General features: G+C 70.3%; 9 protein-coding genes and 1 pseudogene. 1 reads left to right on the top strand and 9 read right to left on the bottom strand.

Annotated elements, in window-relative coordinates; all coding sequences use genetic code 11:
* Nucleotides 1-524 precede the first annotated feature (524 nt).
* From E0504_RS54355 to rpmH, 9 genes and pseudogenes are all read right to left on the bottom strand, one after another.
* A pseudogene (locus E0504_RS54355) lies at nucleotides 525-1,535 on the bottom strand (ParA family protein); the annotation flags it as partial.
* Nucleotides 1,498-2,418: a 16S rRNA (guanine(527)-N(7))-methyltransferase RsmG gene (rsmG, locus tag E0504_RS28110; protein ID WP_112108068.1), complete on the bottom strand. Its 921-nt coding sequence runs from the start codon at nucleotides 2,416-2,418 to the stop codon at nucleotides 1,498-1,500. The gene rsmG and the pseudogene E0504_RS54355, both read right to left, overlap by 38 nt.
* Nucleotides 2,419-3,014: 596 nt before the next feature.
* Entirely contained in the window at nucleotides 3,015-5,279 is a 2,265-nt protein-coding gene (locus E0504_RS28105) for a GH92 family glycosyl hydrolase (protein ID WP_112108085.1), read from the bottom strand.
* Between the two features lie 966 nt (nucleotides 5,280-6,245).
* Nucleotides 6,246-8,471, bottom strand: a complete 2,226-nt coding sequence (locus E0504_RS28100) for a hypothetical protein (protein ID WP_112108067.1) — start codon at nucleotides 8,469-8,471, stop codon at nucleotides 6,246-6,248.
* Nucleotides 8,472-8,623: 152 nt separating this feature from the next.
* Complete coding sequence (locus tag E0504_RS28095; RefSeq protein ID WP_131626110.1) at nucleotides 8,624-9,235, bottom strand: R3H domain-containing nucleic acid-binding protein; 612 nt, start codon at nucleotides 9,233-9,235, stop codon at nucleotides 8,624-8,626.
* A gap of 231 nt (nucleotides 9,236-9,466) precedes the next feature.
* Entirely contained in the window at nucleotides 9,467-10,852 is a 1,386-nt protein-coding gene (gene yidC / locus E0504_RS28090; RefSeq protein ID WP_071065014.1) for a membrane protein insertase YidC, read from the bottom strand.
* A 12-nt stretch (nucleotides 10,853-10,864) separates the two neighbouring features.
* Entirely contained in the window at nucleotides 10,865-11,371 is a 507-nt protein-coding gene (gene yidD / locus E0504_RS28085) for a membrane protein insertion efficiency factor YidD (RefSeq protein WP_071065015.1), read from the bottom strand.
* Complete coding sequence (rnpA, locus tag E0504_RS28080) at nucleotides 11,368-11,733, bottom strand: ribonuclease P protein component (protein ID WP_020464713.1); 366 nt, start codon at nucleotides 11,731-11,733, stop codon at nucleotides 11,368-11,370. The genes yidD and rnpA overlap by 4 nt, the downstream gene beginning before the upstream one ends.
* A 32-nt stretch (nucleotides 11,734-11,765) precedes the next feature.
* The gene (rpmH, locus tag E0504_RS28075) at nucleotides 11,766-11,903 is read right to left on the bottom strand and encodes a 50S ribosomal protein L34 (RefSeq protein ID WP_071065016.1); all 138 of its coding nucleotides are present in this window, start codon (nucleotides 11,901-11,903) and stop codon (nucleotides 11,766-11,768) included.
* A 1,108-nt stretch (nucleotides 11,904-13,011) separates the two neighbouring features.
* Here rpmH and dnaA point away from each other — a divergent pair.
* Nucleotides 13,012-14,595, top strand: coding sequence for a chromosomal replication initiator protein DnaA (gene dnaA / locus E0504_RS28070; RefSeq protein WP_071065017.1), 1,584 nt, complete (start codon nucleotides 13,012-13,014; stop codon nucleotides 14,593-14,595).
* Nucleotides 14,596-15,730 lie beyond the last annotated feature (1,135 nt).

Below are 15,730 nucleotides of genomic sequence, written 5' to 3'. Positions count from 1 at the left end.
GGGCCGTAGCCGTTGGGCCGTCCGTACCCGTCCCGGGTGCTGGGTGCACCCGGGACCATCGGCCCGTCCGGAACGGCAAAGCCGTCCGGCGTGGACGGCCCGGCCGGAGCGGCGTGACCGCCCGGCGAGTCGTAGCCGTCGGCGGGCGTGCCGTACCGGTCGTCGTCGGCGGGGTAGCTGTCGTCAGCGCCGTATCCATTGGCGGCGCCGTATCTGTCGGTGGCGTTGTAGCCATCCGTGCCGTAGCCGTCGGCGGCGGCGTAGTCGTCCGCGCCGCGGCCGTCTGCGCGGCTGTCTGCACGGCTGTCTGCACGTCCGTCGCTGCGGCCGTTTGCGCCGCCGTCTGCGCCGTAGCCGGACGGCGGGCCGTGCCGGTCAGGGCTGGCCTGGACGGCGCCCGTGCCGCGGCCGGTGGGCGGCGCGTGCCCTGCGGGGGAGTGGCCGTTCACCGGAGCCCCACCGGTCGGGATGGGGCCGCTGGGAGCCCCATCGCGGGCGCTCCCGGCGGTGCCACGTGGAGCCGGGTCGACTCCGCGCTCGGCGAGCTCGCGAGCAGCGGCCAGGTAGGACAGCGACCCGCGGGAGGCGGGGTCGTAGGTCAGGACGGACTGACCGTAGCTCGGCGCCTCGGCCAGCCGGACGTTGCGCGGGATCGTGGTGCTCAGCACCCTGTCCCCGAAATGCTCCTTCACCTCGTGCACGACCTGATCGGCGAGCCGGGTGCGCGAGTCGTACATGGTCAGCAGGATGGTCGACAGCCGGAGCTCCTGATTGAGATGGGCCTGGACCAGCTCGACGTTACGCAGCAGCTGACCAAGACCCTCCAGCGCGTAGTACTCACACTGGATCGGGATCAGGAGCTCCCGGGCCGCCACGAGCGCGTTGACCGTGAGCAGCCCCAGCGACGGCGGGCAGTCGATGAGGACGTAGTCGACCTCGTTCCGCATGCCGTCGATGGCCCGACGCAGGCGGGTCTCCCGCGCGACCATCGAGACCAGCTCGATCTCGGCGCCCGCGAGGTCGATCGTCGCCGGTGCGCAGAACAGCCCGCTGGACTCGCTGGACCGCACGACGACCTCGTCGAGTGGGCGGTCACCGAGCAGCACCTCGTAGATCGAGGGAGTGCCGGACCGGTGGTCCACACCGAGCGCCGTGGAGGCGTTCCCCTGCGGGTCCAGGTCCACGACCAGTACACGGACTCCGTGCATGGCCAGTGCGGCGGCCAGATTGACGGTGGTCGTCGTCTTGCCGACGCCACCCTTCTGGTTGGCGACAGTGATGACACGTCGCCGGCTGGGTCGAGGAAAGGGTCGTCGTCGTTCCATCGTCAGTGCTTCCACCGCTGCTGCCGCCGCCGCTCCGATCGGGGTCGAGGAGTCAAGGGGGTCCAGGCCCGGGAGGCCGGACGTGTCACCCGGACTCCCCCCGTGTGCCAGGCCGCCTCGACCCGCCGACGCTGCTTCAGGTGCCCTCGCCGTCTGATATGGCATCGCTGTTTCACGTGGAACGGGACCTCCCACGTGCCGGTCGATCACGAGTGCCCTCCCGTGGTCGCCGTGGCTGTGTCGTCCGTCTGGCCTGCCGGTCATCCGCGCCGCGCCGTCCCCTCCCGCCGTCCCCTTGGGTCGCCTGAGGTGACCGCGTCGCGCACAGAACACGGGTGGGTTCGTCCACCAGGCCAGCCCCGCACGTCATGACGTTCACCTCGCGCCAACCCTGGGAATCGAGATCACTACGCGCGGCCTGCAATTCCTCAAGGATTCGCGAACCGCGCAGTGCAAGCATGACACCGCCCGGACGGGTCATCGGCAGCAGTACCGCGCCAAGACGTCCCAAAGGGGCTACTGCGCGCGCCACCGTAACGTCGAATGTGCGATGCGGAGGCAGCTCGGCGACGTCCGGCGCTCGTCCCCGTACGACCTCCACCTGACCCGCCAGACCGAGCTCGGCCACGGCTTCCGCGAGGAAACGGCAGCGCCTTTCCATCGGCTCGAGCAGGGTCACCCTCAGGTCGGGGCGGGCGAGCGCGAGCGGAATTCCGGGAAGGCCGGCGCCGCTGCCGACGTCGACGACCTCGAGGGCGGCCTCGTCGGAACCGGGGGAGGCGGAACGGGTGGGGACGGCCTCGGCCAGGACCGCGCTGTTGAGAAGGTGGCGCTCCCAGAGCCGGCCGGTCTCCCGCGGACCGATCAGCCCTCGCTCGACTCCTGCCGTCGAAAGCATCTCGACATACCGCACCGCGAGACCGAAACGATCACCGAAGACGGTCCGAGCGGCGTCGGGAACCACCTCGGCGGCGCCGGTCGGGCCTTCGGATGTCGTCGCCGGCGCAGCCGAGGAATCCGACGGCGGGGGCAGCGGATCGCCGGGGGAGGAGTCGGGGCGGAGGCCGCCCGCCGTCCCTTCGGGCGGTGTCACCGATTCACCTCAACCACCGGAGCACCCGGCAGGCCCAGCCGGCCAAGCTGAGCGGTCCGAGCTGTCGACCAGGTCACGAAGGCGCGCCAGGCACGCGGATCCAGGCTCGGATGTGGCCCGCCCCGGGCTGAGAGCGGACGGTCCGGACATCCCGGAATGGACGAGCGAGCGGCAGGCGGCCGCGGCGGCTCGGGGCGAGACGGGAGGGTGCGACGCGAAAGCACCACACCAGCATCCCCGGTGGACCCGTGCTGGCGCGTCAGGTGATGCCTCTGATAGGTGCTGTGTCGGGAATTCGGCGCCAGAAACCCGACACCGCGGGCAGATGTTTCCCGTGAATCATCCATCGCTCGCGGCGGGACGAGCGGAGCAGGCGGAGTCGATCACCAAGCCGGCGGGCAGATTCACCCGCATCCAACCAGCACTGACACAAACTCCGACCAACGTCGCCGACCTGGCTCTGCGAGACGATCCCCTCTACGCAAAGTAATAGATCTTTCGATCACCGGTCTGGTGGTCTGGCGGTCTGGCGCACAGGAGCGGGTTGGCCCGGATCTTCCGCCTGGCTGCAGGACACCGCGTCGACGATGATCCGGTCAGTTCTGCGTACCCCGGGCGGTCGGCTGATCGGACAGTGACCAGGTCAGAGTCGCTCCTGCGCTGAGATCACGAAACCGGGTCCAGGGCCCGGGGAGCGGCTCGCCGTCACGTCTCAGCCCGACCGGTATGCGACCATCCACCCCGCCGACCTGTTGGTTCACCAACCGAAGTTGTCCGTGAGGAAGGGTGATCTCGACCGATGGGGCGACCGGCGGAGTGACGATGAGCAGGTCTGTTCCCGGCTGGACGGGGCCCAGTCCAAGCCAGGCGAGCACGTACCAGGCGGACAGGCCCCCGGTGTCGTCATTTCCGGGCAGACCGTCGGGAGTATCCCGGAACAAAGTCCGGCGCGTCCGGTCGAGAGCGTCGATCGTCAGATCGACGGCGCCGAACGATCCACCGAGCCAGGGCACGAGAAGGCTGGGCTGGTTTCCCATCTCCGCATGTGCCCCGATCGGGCCGTCGTCGAGCCGGGCGAGGAAGTCGGCGAGCCGGTCGACCGCGACGCGCCGTCCGCCCATCGCCTCGGCGAGGCCATCGGGATCCTGCGGAACCAGCCATGAGTACTGGGCCGCGGTGCCTTCGGTGTAGCCGGGCAGGGTCGTCGGCTCCACCGGTAGAAAGCCACCGTCCGTGCTGCGCGGGGCGGGCAGCTTACTGACCGGATCCCATACCGACCGCCAGCGCGTCGACCGTTCGGTGAAGATAGCCGCGATTTCGGGCCGGTTCGCGGCAAGCGCCAGTTGCGCTGTCGCGAAGTCCGCGAGGGCGTACTCGAGAGTGATGGACACAGCATCCGCGGGGCCGGCGTGGCCGACCGGGACGAAGCCGAGTCGGTCGTACTCGGCCGCGAACGGGCGGCGGGCCGCGCTGGCCAGCGCGGCGGCCAAAGCCTGTGCTGGGTCAAGGGGCAACCCGAGAGCCACCGCCTCGGCAAGCAGGACCGTGCCGCCGTCGCCAGGCATGACGTCGGGCCGACTGGTCGCGAGAGTCCATCCTGGCACCGACCCGGTCTGCATGGCGCCGGCCATCAACGACCATGCGGTGTCGGTGGCGACGTCCGGAGCCAGCATCGCCAGTAATGGGAACGAGCTGCGGTAGGCGTCCCAGCCCGCGATCCCGCTGCGTGCGGTCCATCCCTGGGCGGCGGCGGTGGATCCGTCCCAGCCACGGTAGGTGCCGTCGGCATCGCTGACGGCACCGGGGCCCAGCATCGCGTGATAGAGCGCTGTGTACAGGGTGCGTAACTCGGACCGTGGCGCGGAGGCGACACACACGGTCGACAGCCTCCGGTTCCATTCGGCGCGGGTGGCGCTCGCGACCGCGTCGACACTGCTGGGGTACTCGGCCTCGAGGTTGGCGCGCGCCCCCTCGACGCTGGTATAGGACACAGCAGCACGGAGCATGACCGCTCCGTCTGCTGCCGGTGGCATTCTCAGCCAGACTCCGACCGATGCGGAACGCGACGTCGCGGTGGGTCCTCCTTCGTCGGCCACGTCCGGGCTCAGTGACCATCGCCCCGCCGACCAGGTACCCACAGCCGCCGGCGGCCGATCGGGTCTCGCGACGAAGTAAAGCGTGCTGACGGCTGGTTGCCGGCAGAAGACCCGGCTGGTCACCGAGCCTGAAACCTCCCCGGTGGCGGAGTCCACATGCAGGTCCGCCCGGCCGGCGCCGTCGGCACGGCGTCCCACGTCGAGGACCAGGGATCCCGCCACGCCTGCCGGAAACGAGAAGCGACCAATCGCCGCACGGGCTCCGGCGGCGAGATCCACACCTATCCGATCGCCCACCGGGGAGGTGACCTGAACGCTGTAGCGACCGGGTGTGGCCGACTCGTCGCCATGAGAGAATCCGGCGCCCCACAACGATGGCTCGTCCACGGCGCCGGTGGGTGGATAGAAGGGATAGGAGCCGGTAGACGGCATGATCGAAATATCCTGGGCCGCAGGACACGACGTGCCATGTAAGTGGGTCAGGCTGAATCCGTCTATTACTGAGTCGGTGTACCGGTACCCGCCCGACCCCGCAGCCGCCCGTCCGTTGGTGTCCGGGCTCCACTGGACCATCCCGAACGGCGCCGCGGCTCCTGGAAAGGCACCCGCGACCCCATCGCCGGGTATGACATCATGACGCTGCTGCGCAGTGCCGATAAACGGGTCGACAAACTTGGCCAGGTCGTCGCCTGCGGAGACAGCGTCCGCGGTCTGAGTCGCGAGGTCTGATGCCCGTGTAGTTCTGCCGTGGGCACCCGGCCGCATTTCGATGAGTAGACCCGCGGCTGCGGCCATTGCGACCAGCAGAGACAGTACAACCGATGCGACCGTGCGGGCACGCCAACCTCCGACAGACACGCACAATCCCTTTCCGACGGTCATCGACGCGGCCGGTCAGGTAAAAAAATACGGCGAGTCTCAGGCCATCTCCGTCCGCCAGGGCAGCACTGTTCCATGCTCGCGACCTGTTACGGAGGCCGGACCAGGAGGCTCTGGTCCGGCGGAGCTCTCTTCTGCGGTCCGGACTGGACGCATATTGGGCTATGCGCATACACCGCCAGTCGGGATCAGTGGCGACCGCATCCTCCTCGAGGATATCGGATCGACCGCCTCACGACTGGCAAAGGCAGGACATACCCCTTGCGACGCGAGGAGTTGCCCGGCATCACCGGCTCTCGCGTTGCCCACACCCGTCGCTGAGCATCGTGAACCGGATCGCGCACCTGAGGACATTACCCATGCTCAGCAGCACCGACACAGGTCCCCCGGACCCGTCCAACGGCCACAGCGGATGGAACCTGAACGCCTTCTTCGGGCCCGGTCGGCCTTCTCCTCGTTCGAGTACGTTGTCAGCAACATGCCTTCCGGACCACCGATCAGTGGCTCCTCGGGCCACTCACCTGGTCGGGCCAGATCTCGTCGCACCAGAACAGTTGGCCAAGGTCTGCGGAGCCCCACATGTCCGGCCAGCGCGAGCGACGAATCCGGACGGCCACAGCAGTCAGCGGGCCCGCGGCGGGAACCCGGCGGGGGCATCGGGTCCGCGGGGGAGGCGTTGGGGATTGGCCCGCCCTCCGGTCGGACGGAGTCACCGACCCAGGCATAGCGGTGCCCGGCCGACTCAGTTGGCCGCGCCGACCGGGCCGAGGCGCGTCAGGTGATGCGCCGGACAGGCGTTGTGCCGGAAATTCAGTGCCAGGAATTAAGCGGCTCGGCGACGTTTCCCGTGAATCATCCGCGGCTCGCGACTGAAGGCTTCGGGCAGTCGGAGTAGACCGTGACCGAACCGGTCAGCCGGAACCGCCAGCTCTCACCGGGGCACCAGCCTTCATCCCGCAACGCCGCCAGCCCCGGAGCCATCGCGGCCGCATCGATATCGAAGACGAAGACGACGAGACGTCCGGGTCGGCGAGGCCTCTCCAGCTGCACAGCAAGTGGCACCAGCCGGCCCACGGAATCACGGAGGCCGGGATCGACGAAAACGGTCTCCGCACGGACCACCCGGGGCGGCTCGGTCCTGGAGGTGGTTCCGGCGCCGGTCCCGCCCGCGGCGGTTCCGGGGGCACGCTCCACGCGGGGCCGGGGGAGACCTTCGGGCGCCCGGGGGGCGTCCGTGCTGACCTCCATCGCGTAGATCCAGCCTGGGCGGGCGAGCCGGCCGCCGACCACGACAAGATCCCCGGGACGAACCAGCCGCCGGGTGGCCACCGCCGCGTCCACCATGAGGTCGAGGCCGCGCATCCGATCCCGCCGCTCCCAGACGAGCCTGTCACCGGACACAGCACCCGACAGCGCCACGCCCGCCGCGAGGACCACGAGCAGGATCACCGCCACCGCACCGCTCGCATCGACCACGCACCGGCCGGCCGGGGCGCGCCCGACATCCAGGACACGCGGGACGAGCGGATCGGCGGGACTATCCGGGTGATCCGGAACGGCCGTCACGTCGGCGGCGTCGGTGACCTCCGGGTCTCGCGATGTGCGGGGGGCCGGCACGGCACCCGAACAGCGGACGGCGTGCCAGGCCCGACCCGCCCGGCGGGCGGCGAGGCGGATGACGCGATCCCCACCAACCACGACGACCAGGATGAACATCGGCACGACGAACTGGTTCGTCCTCGTCGGCCCGAACGGCCAGAAGCGGGCAGCGCTCGCGCCCAGCATGAGCAGCTCCGCCCCGGCGAGAGCGCCGAGCACGCGGCGGCCGTCCGACCGGCGGGCGAGCGCGGCGGCGCCAATCGCCCCGAGCAGGACGATCACGGGGGCCAACAGCCCCGGCAGGTACCCCGGAAGATCGACAAATCCGGGCACCAGACTGGGATCGAACTGGTCGATCCCAGGCGGTGAGCCGGTGCCGAACCGCCACAGCTGTTCGGCGACGAAACTCACGGCCTGCCAGGGGTTCCGCCCGGCCAGGAACTGCGTGTCCCAGTAGCCCCCGGCGCGCTGCGCGGACTGGTGGCCGATGAAGAGAAGCGTGTGCGCGGCGACGAGCACCACACTCGGCAGCGTCTCGGTGATCCTCCGCCGCCGGTCCGGGCCGGGCAGGACGTCCATCACCGCGAGCGGAATGACGAGAAAGATCGCCGGGACGGAGAACAGGGAGATCACGCCAGCTGCCGTCCGGCGGACGAGACGACCACGGTCAACCGAGCCGAGACGGACGGGCGGACGGACGTCCCCGCCGCTGTGAACACCGCCGGCTCCGAAGCCGATTCCGGAACCGGGCGCCGGGCCAAGCCACAGCAGGACGACGGCGACCGCGGCAAGGGTTTCGATCGTGTACGGCTTGAGCTGGGTGGCGAGGTCGAGGAAGGTCGCGTTCAGGCAGAGCCAACACACCGCGAACAGGGCGGCCACGGTTCCGGAGAACCGCCGGGTGAGAACGGCCGTCAGCGCGCCGAGCGCCGGCAGCGCGGCGAAGCCCGGCAGCCGCAACGCCCAGCTGTGCCAGCCGAACAGATCCCCGGAGAGCCGGGTGACGCTCAGCCATCCCAGGGCCGACGGCGTGTTCGCGGCGGCCAGCTCAGACCACAGGGTGCCCACCGGCTCACTGACGAAATGCCCGCGCCAGATCTCGTCGTACCAGAATGGTCGGTCGAGGTAGGCGCGCAGCAGCACCACGAGAGCGATGAGCGCGAGCGCGACGAAGCCCGGCAGCCACAGCCGCGACCAGGCCCACTGTCGCGGCCGAGCCCTCCGGGCCCACCGCCGCGACTGAGCCCGGAGTCGCCGCCAGCCCCATGGCCGGGCCCGGGGAGGGAGGTCAGCGGACGCGGAATCCCGCTCCAGCAGCGCGGGCCCGCTCGCCGCGGACGGGTGTTCACCGATACCGCCGAGGTCAGCCGGCCCACCGAACCCACCGAGCTCGGCGGCGATGGTCACGGGCGTCTCGGCGATGGTCACGGGCGTCGTGGTCGGTTCCGGTGGCGGCCCGCCCACTCTCGGCAGCACCACTGGCGCCCTCGTTCCCCTCGCCGTGCATCCGACGTCCAGGGCAGCGGACGCCCACGGCATCACGGCCGCGCACGGTGTCAGAACCGTGCGCGAGCGTCAGATCCGCGGTCGGTTCCCTGCCCCGGACAAGCTCCGGCGACGGTACACGGCCGTCAGTCAGGCAGAACGACGACCCGGCGGGTGGGCTCCTCGCCCTCGGACTCGCTGCGCACGCCGTCGATCGTGGCGATCACGTCGTGCACGACCTTGCGCTCGAAGGGCGTCATCGCGGCCAGCTTCTGGGGCTCGCCGGTGTCGACGACCCGCTCCGCGGCGTTGGTCGCGACCTTCCGCAGCTCGATGCGGCGACGGGCGCGGTGACCGCCCACGTCGAGCATGAGCCGGCTGCGGACACCCGTCTTCTGCAGCACGGCGAGCCGGGTCAGCTCCTGCAGCGCCTCGAGGGTCTCACCGCCGGGCCCGATCAGCTTGTCCAGCCCGTCCCCGACCACGGCGACGACGGCACGCCCGCCCTCGACGTCGAGATCGAGGTCGCCGTCCATGTCGACGATGTCGAGCAGGCCCTCGATGTAGTCGGCCGCGATCTCGCCTTCCTGCTCGAGGTCGGCGAGCCGGCGCTCGTCGGAGCCGTGCGAGCCGTGCGAGCCGTTCGAGCTCGTGGTGTCCTCGACCGCGGTCGTGTCGGCCCCGGCCGTCGGGCCGTCCTCGTTGGCCTCGTTGGCCTCGGGTCCTTCCACGGCCAGGTCAGGTGCCGAACCGGTCATCAGCGTTACTCCAGGGGAAAGGGGGCGGCGATGCCGAGCGTACGGGACGTCCGGGCGCCGCGGGGTCAGCGCGGCGGTTACGGGGGGCAACCGCCCGGGACGAACCGGGGCGTCCAGGCCGGACGGGCCGTCCAGCCCGGACGATGCCTGTGGTCGGGACCGGGACCGATGCCGGGCCAGGCCTCCAGGCGGCGACCGGGCGCTTGGCCGGGCGCGGCAACCGCCAGCTCATCAGCGACGCCCGCCCGGTCGCTTGCCCTTCCCCCGGCGCTTGGCCGGCCGCGACCCACCGGGGGCGCGGCGCATCCCCGCGGGAACCGGCGGCGGAGTGGATCGGGAGGCGCCCTCCGACTCCGCGACACCGTTCGACCGGGACGTGCCCGCTGCCGCCGTCGCCGAACCGGGGGTGGTTTCCCGGCCGGAGTCCGCGATCTCGCTCGTGGCGGCCGCCTTCCCCGCGCCGCCGGCGGCCTCGGCCGTCGTGGCCTTGGGTGTCGTGGCCTTGGGTGTGGCCTTCGATCCGGCTGCCTTGGCCGGGGTCTTCGGCTTGCTGGCGGACGAGCCGGATCGGGAGCGGGTTCCGGGCGGGGCGCTCGACACTCGCTCACCGGAGCCGACAGAGACCCCCGAACCGGAGTCTCGCCCGTTCTCACCCGCCGCCTGGCCGCCAGCGCCGGAATCCGCGCCCTTCGTCAGGGACGTCGTGGCGGGACGGGGACGGCTCTTCGACTTCGCGCCCGCGCGGGCACCCGGGGCAGGCCGGGAGACGGCGGCACCGTCAGTCGGCGCCGTCCGGGCGCCGGGCACCTTGCCGCCCGCACCGAGCGGCTTGATCGGCGGCATCTTCTTGATGACGAAGAACTGCTGCCCCATGCTCCACAGGTTCGTGGTCAGCCAGTACAGCAGCACGGCGATCGGGAACTGGAACCCGAAGATCGCCAGCATGAGCGGCGAACCGTACAGCAGGATCTTCTGGACCATCGCCTGCTGCGGATCGACCGGCCCGGTCCGCGCCATGATCTGACGCTGGGTGAGGAAGGTCGTCGCCCCCATCAGGACGATCAACACGATCGCGAGGATCTTGACGTTCGTCCCGTTCGCGCCCAGGAAGTCCAGCGAATCCTGGGACGAGCCGAACTCGCTCGACAGCGAGATACCCCAGAGCTTCGCCTCGGCGATCTGCTCCACCTGGTCGGCGGACAGACCGACCCGTGGGCGCCACACCAGCGAGCCGCCGGGGCCCTCGTTCATCGGAGCGAGGTGGGTGAAAACGTGGAACAGCGAGATGAACAGCGGGATCTGCAGGAGGATCGGCAGACAGCCGAGCAGCGGATTGCCATGCTCCTTCTGGAGCTTCATGATCTCCGCTTGCATCTGCTGCTTGTCGTGCCCGTACTTCTCCTTGATCTCCTTGATCCGGGGCTGCATCATCTGCATGGTCCGCTGGGACTTCACCTGCTTGACGAACAGCGGGAAGATCAGAATGCGGACGGCGATGACGAGCAGGATGACCGACAACGCCCACGCGAAGAAGCTGTCCGCGCCGAAGATCGGCCCGAGACCCCTGTGGAAGAAGACGATCGCGTTCGCCGCGAGATGATAAAGCGGATCCAACACCAGACTGTCTCCTCACACCCGCGTTCCGCGACGGGAACCGACGATCTCGGAACGCGTCCCCCGGTGGAGGGACGCAGTGCCATGCCCGTGCCTCGTACCCGAGTCGACGGCGCCCACCGGACCCGAGGCCGTCCGGCACCGATCGGTGCCGGGATCGACGGACCCTCCGGGCGCCTCACCGGGCACCGGGTCGTAACCACCCGCGGAAAGCGGCTGGCAGCGCAACAGCCGGCGGATGGCCAACAGGCCACCGATGACGCCGCCGTGGCGGGTCACCGCTGTCAGCGCGTAGGCACTACAGGACGGCTCGAAGCGGCAACAGCCCGCGTTCCGCCCCGACCAGCCGGCCCGGTAGACCCTGACCGCCGCGACGAGGATCCAGGCCAGCGGGCCCCGCACCGCGTCACCGGACGTCCTGGCCAGCGTGGCGAACCTGGCGGACGCCGCGAGGGCGACGAAAACGAGATCGACGAACGCCAGGACGGCGACCGCGATGCCCACGCCGGCGACCGCGCTCATCCCGACCGCGCCGATCGCTGGGGGCGCGGGGAACGGACGGTACGAAAGGCGGAGTCGAGTGAACGGCCGAGATCGGCCGACGACGAACCCGCCGCATCGGGTAACGCCCTGATCAGGACAGCGGTTCCCGGTGGCAGCGAGGACAGCCGTGAGCGCGTCTGCTCGCGCAGCCGCCTGCGGACGCGGTTACGCACCACCGCGTTACCCACCCGGCGGCCGACGACGAACCCGGCTCGAGGCGGGCCGTCCACATCGGTTTGCACGCTGTGGACAACGATTGACCCTGCCCGAACGCGCCGGCCGGAGCGCCCGACAAGGGCGTGTTCCTGCCTGGTACGAACTCGGGAGCCCCGGGGGAGCATGACTGACGGCGGCGGGCGCGCTCACTCCGCCGTCAGGCGGAGAGCTGGCTGCGGCCCTTACTGCGACGGCCGGACAGGATGGCGCGGCCCGCGCGGGTCCGCATCCGGAGCCGGAACCCGTGGGTGCGGGCCCGCCGGCGGTTGTTCGGCTGGAAGGTGCGCTTACTCACGTGAGAACTCCGGAGACGCAGGCGGGTGGGAAACCGGCTGGACGCCGGTCGTGGCTGGAACCTTGGTGACGGGACCAGAACCCGGGCGACCGACCGCCAGGAGCCCTCAGCCGAGGAGACCTGTCGCCGGAGCCCACGTCCGTGAGGTCAGGCCCGCGAGATCAGGCCCAGCACAAAGCCAGGCCCACGAGCCGACCGCCGCCGTGGTTCGCCCTAGCCTACACACGATGCCACCAACGCCGGCTCCGTCCGGACCACAGGCCACGACAAGGTTGCCGGACAGACACCGTGGGGGCACCCTGGATCGGGTGCCCCGGGACGGCTGTTAACGTCTGACTCTCTGTCCACAACCCGGTCCGTGAACCGCCTGCCACTCCTCCGACCACGCGGACTCCATGGGCGGACGCTGGCGGACTCCACGGGCAGGGGACCACGCGGGTGGGGGCACCATCACCGACCGGTCTCGCCGGCGCACCCCCTAGAGTGGTCCGCCCAGTGGTCCGCGCGGCTGTCGTCCACTTCGTGGGCCGGTCGCCGACGCCACGCCGGATGCGGTGTCATGTCCATGCACAGGTTGTGGACGACGATGTGGAGAACCGCCTTCGGAGGAGCAGCACGCCGCCCGCGCGCCCGGCGGGTCCGGTGCCCTCACGCCGGGGGTCCACGTCCATCGACCGCGGCGACACGGAACAATCCTCGGCTACACAACAGCCGCGCATCCTGTCACCATCACCCTCTTAACCACCGGGAACCTCTCGACCACCAGCGCACGAACCGGACACGAACCAGACTTGAACCACCGGCGGCACCCGTCCCCGATCAGCCCGCCCGACAGCGTCGTCGGCCGATGGCCGCGTCCACCCGAGCGGCCAGGTCCCGCCGGCACGGCGGCGCCGCCGGCACGGCACTGTCGTCGGCACAGCACCACCACCTGGTCGGGCACCGCACCACCGGCCGGAACCGCCCCACCGCCGGTCGGCAGTGTCGCCGGCCCGACACAGCTGACGCCCACCGACGCAAAGTGACCACAGTGCCAGCCAGCGACTCCGGCTCCCGGCGGTCGTGTGGTCCCGCCCGAGAGCCACGAAGAGCCACAAGGAGCCCCCCTGTGACCGACCTCAGCGCCGACTCCGTCGCCGGTCAGCCGTCCCGGGGAGCCGCGCCCACCTCGGAGCCGGACCTGTCGGCGGTGTGGGAGCAGGCAGTGGCGGGCGTCGCGGACGGGACGCTCTCCGGCCAGCAGCGCGCGTGGCTGAGGCTGACCCGTCCACTCGGCCTCGTCCAGGACACCGCGCTGCTCGCCGCGCCGAACGAGTTCACGAAGGACCTGCTCGACTCCCGGCTGCGACCGTTCCTCTCCACCGCGTTGTCCACGGCCTACGGCCGGGAGATCCGGGTCGCGGTCACCGTCGAGCACACGCCGGACCCGGAACCGATGACCGGTCCCCTCACTCTCCCGGGCACCGACCCCGGCGGCGGCCCCCGCTCGCTACTCGGAACCGGCCACGAGCTCCGGCCGGGGGAGGAACACCGAGGCGAGGACCGCCGGAGCGAAGATCGTCTCGACGGACGTCTCGAGGGTCGGGTCGACGGGGCGCCCCCCGGGCGGATGGCCCCGGGCCTGGGCCGCGACCCGTCGCCTCGCCCGTCCGAACCAGCCCGGCTCAATCCCCGCTACCTGTTCGAGACCTTCGTCATCGGTGACAGCAACCGCTTCCCACACGCCGCCGCCGTGGCGGTCGCGGAGGCCCCGGCGAAGGCCTACAACCCGCTGTTCATCTACGGTGACTCCGGGCTGGGCAAGACTCACCTGCTGCACGCGATCGGCCACTACACGGTCAAGCTCTATCCTGAGAGCAAGATCAAATATGTGAGCATGGAGGAGTTCACCAACGACTTCATCGCCTCGATCCGCGACGACCGTCAGCTCGCGTTCCAGCGTCGCTACCGCGACATCGACGTCCTGTTGGTGGACGACATCCAGTTCCTCGAGAACAAGGAGCGGACGCAGGAGGAGTTCTTCCACACCTTCAACGTCCTGCACGACACCGAGAAGCAGATCGTCATCAGCTCGGACCGCTCGCCCAAGCAGCTCTCGGCCCTCGAGGACCGCCTGCGCAGCCGATTCGAGTGGGGGCTGATCACCGACGTCACGCCGCCCGACCTCGAGACACGGATCGCCATCCTCTCGAAGAAGGCCGCCACCGAGCGGCTGCCGGTCCCCCCGGACGTCCTCGAGTACATCGCCACACACATCGAGCGCAACATCCGCGAACTCGAAGGGGCGCTCATCCGGGTCGCGGCCTTCGCCAGCCTGAACAAGTCCCACGTCGACCGCACACTCGCCGAGATCGTGCTGCGCGACCTCATCCCTGACGCGGCCAACCCGGAGATCACCGCCGCGGCCATCATGAACGCCACCGCGGCGTACTTCGGTGTCTCCATGGAGGACCTGTGCGGGACGTCGCGCAGCCGGGTCCTGGTGACAGCCCGTCAGATCGCGATGTACCTCTGCCGTGAGCTCACCGACCTGTCCCTCCCGAAGATCGGCCAGCACTTCGGCGGACGGGACCACACCACCGTGATGCACGCCAACCGGAAGATCCGCGGTCTGATGGCCGAACGCCGGGCGATCTACAACCAGGTGACCGAACTGACCAACCGCATCCGCGCCCAGGCCCGACACGCCTGACTCTCGATCACTCTCGGCACCCTTCGGTGTGCACACTCTGCATCGACTGAGCCGCTTGGCGTAGCGCCCGGGGGCGGCGACGCGTCCGGGGGCGGCTTCATCTTTGATCCCGCTCCGGGGCCGGAATCACGTCCGGGGCGGATTCGTCTCGAGGCCCTGGCTCTGGCCGTGGCACCGTGCCCGGCACGTGCCCGCACACCGAACTCCACCTGCCACGGCAGAAACCGGAGCGACCACTTTGTTCGGGTTGAGGTTCTTGCGCTGCCGGGCCGGGGAGGCCGCGTGGGGGCTTTGACACTTTTGCCGGACTTCTGATTCCGGATTTTCCCGAAACTCCTGGCTCGAACGGCTCCGCGCGCAATGCACAGCGCCGGCTGCCGAATCCTCGCGCGACGTGAGCGACCGGCGCATCGCGCCGGGTCCCAATCCGGTGTTCGCCCGGGATCCGGTGTTCGCCCGGGATTCCGACGCGAATGTGTCAGCCAAGCCCGGCCCGCCGCGACACCCTCGCATCGTCCGACCGTTCCGCTGCGACCACCGAGTCCGACGGAAACCCCCGCAAGACGACATGCAAACCACAACCAACACCGCACGAACCCCGAGCCGCGTCGTGCAGGCCTCGAGCGGCCGGGGAGTCGGCGAGCCGCGGGGACACGGGGACACGGGGACACTGGGCGGGCACAGGGCCGCCGGACACGGGCCGACCGGACACCCGGACACAGCGACACAGGGCCGACCGGACACGGGAGCCGAACCGACACGAACATTCGACGCGCTAGGGCTGGGCGGAGGAAATCCCACAGTCCGGGCCAGCCAGTGCACTGGTGTCCACGCGCGTCCAGGCCCGGGCGCGACTCCGAGTGCACATCGGCGTTCGGGTCCGGTGCTCGTCCAGTGCGCATCCGGCTCCGCGTCCGGGGTTAAGCCTGCGTTCAGGTTCGAGCTCGAGTCCGGTCCGGGCCCGGTCCGAACAGACGTCTGGTCGGAGTCTGAGTCCTGTCCGAGCGGGGGTGCCGATCCGAGTCCGCATCCGAGCGGGGCGTTCTCGGTCGGCGCCGCGAGCGGAGGACCGAGTCGGCGGAGAACGGGTGGGGTGACCGAAACGGTTGAGAGCCCACTGCGTGGCATTCACCCA

The organism is Parafrankia sp. BMG5.11, assembly GCF_004337455.1.
The sequence above is the reverse complement of the archived record's forward strand: the minus strand, read 5'-3'. Positions and strand labels throughout refer to the sequence as shown.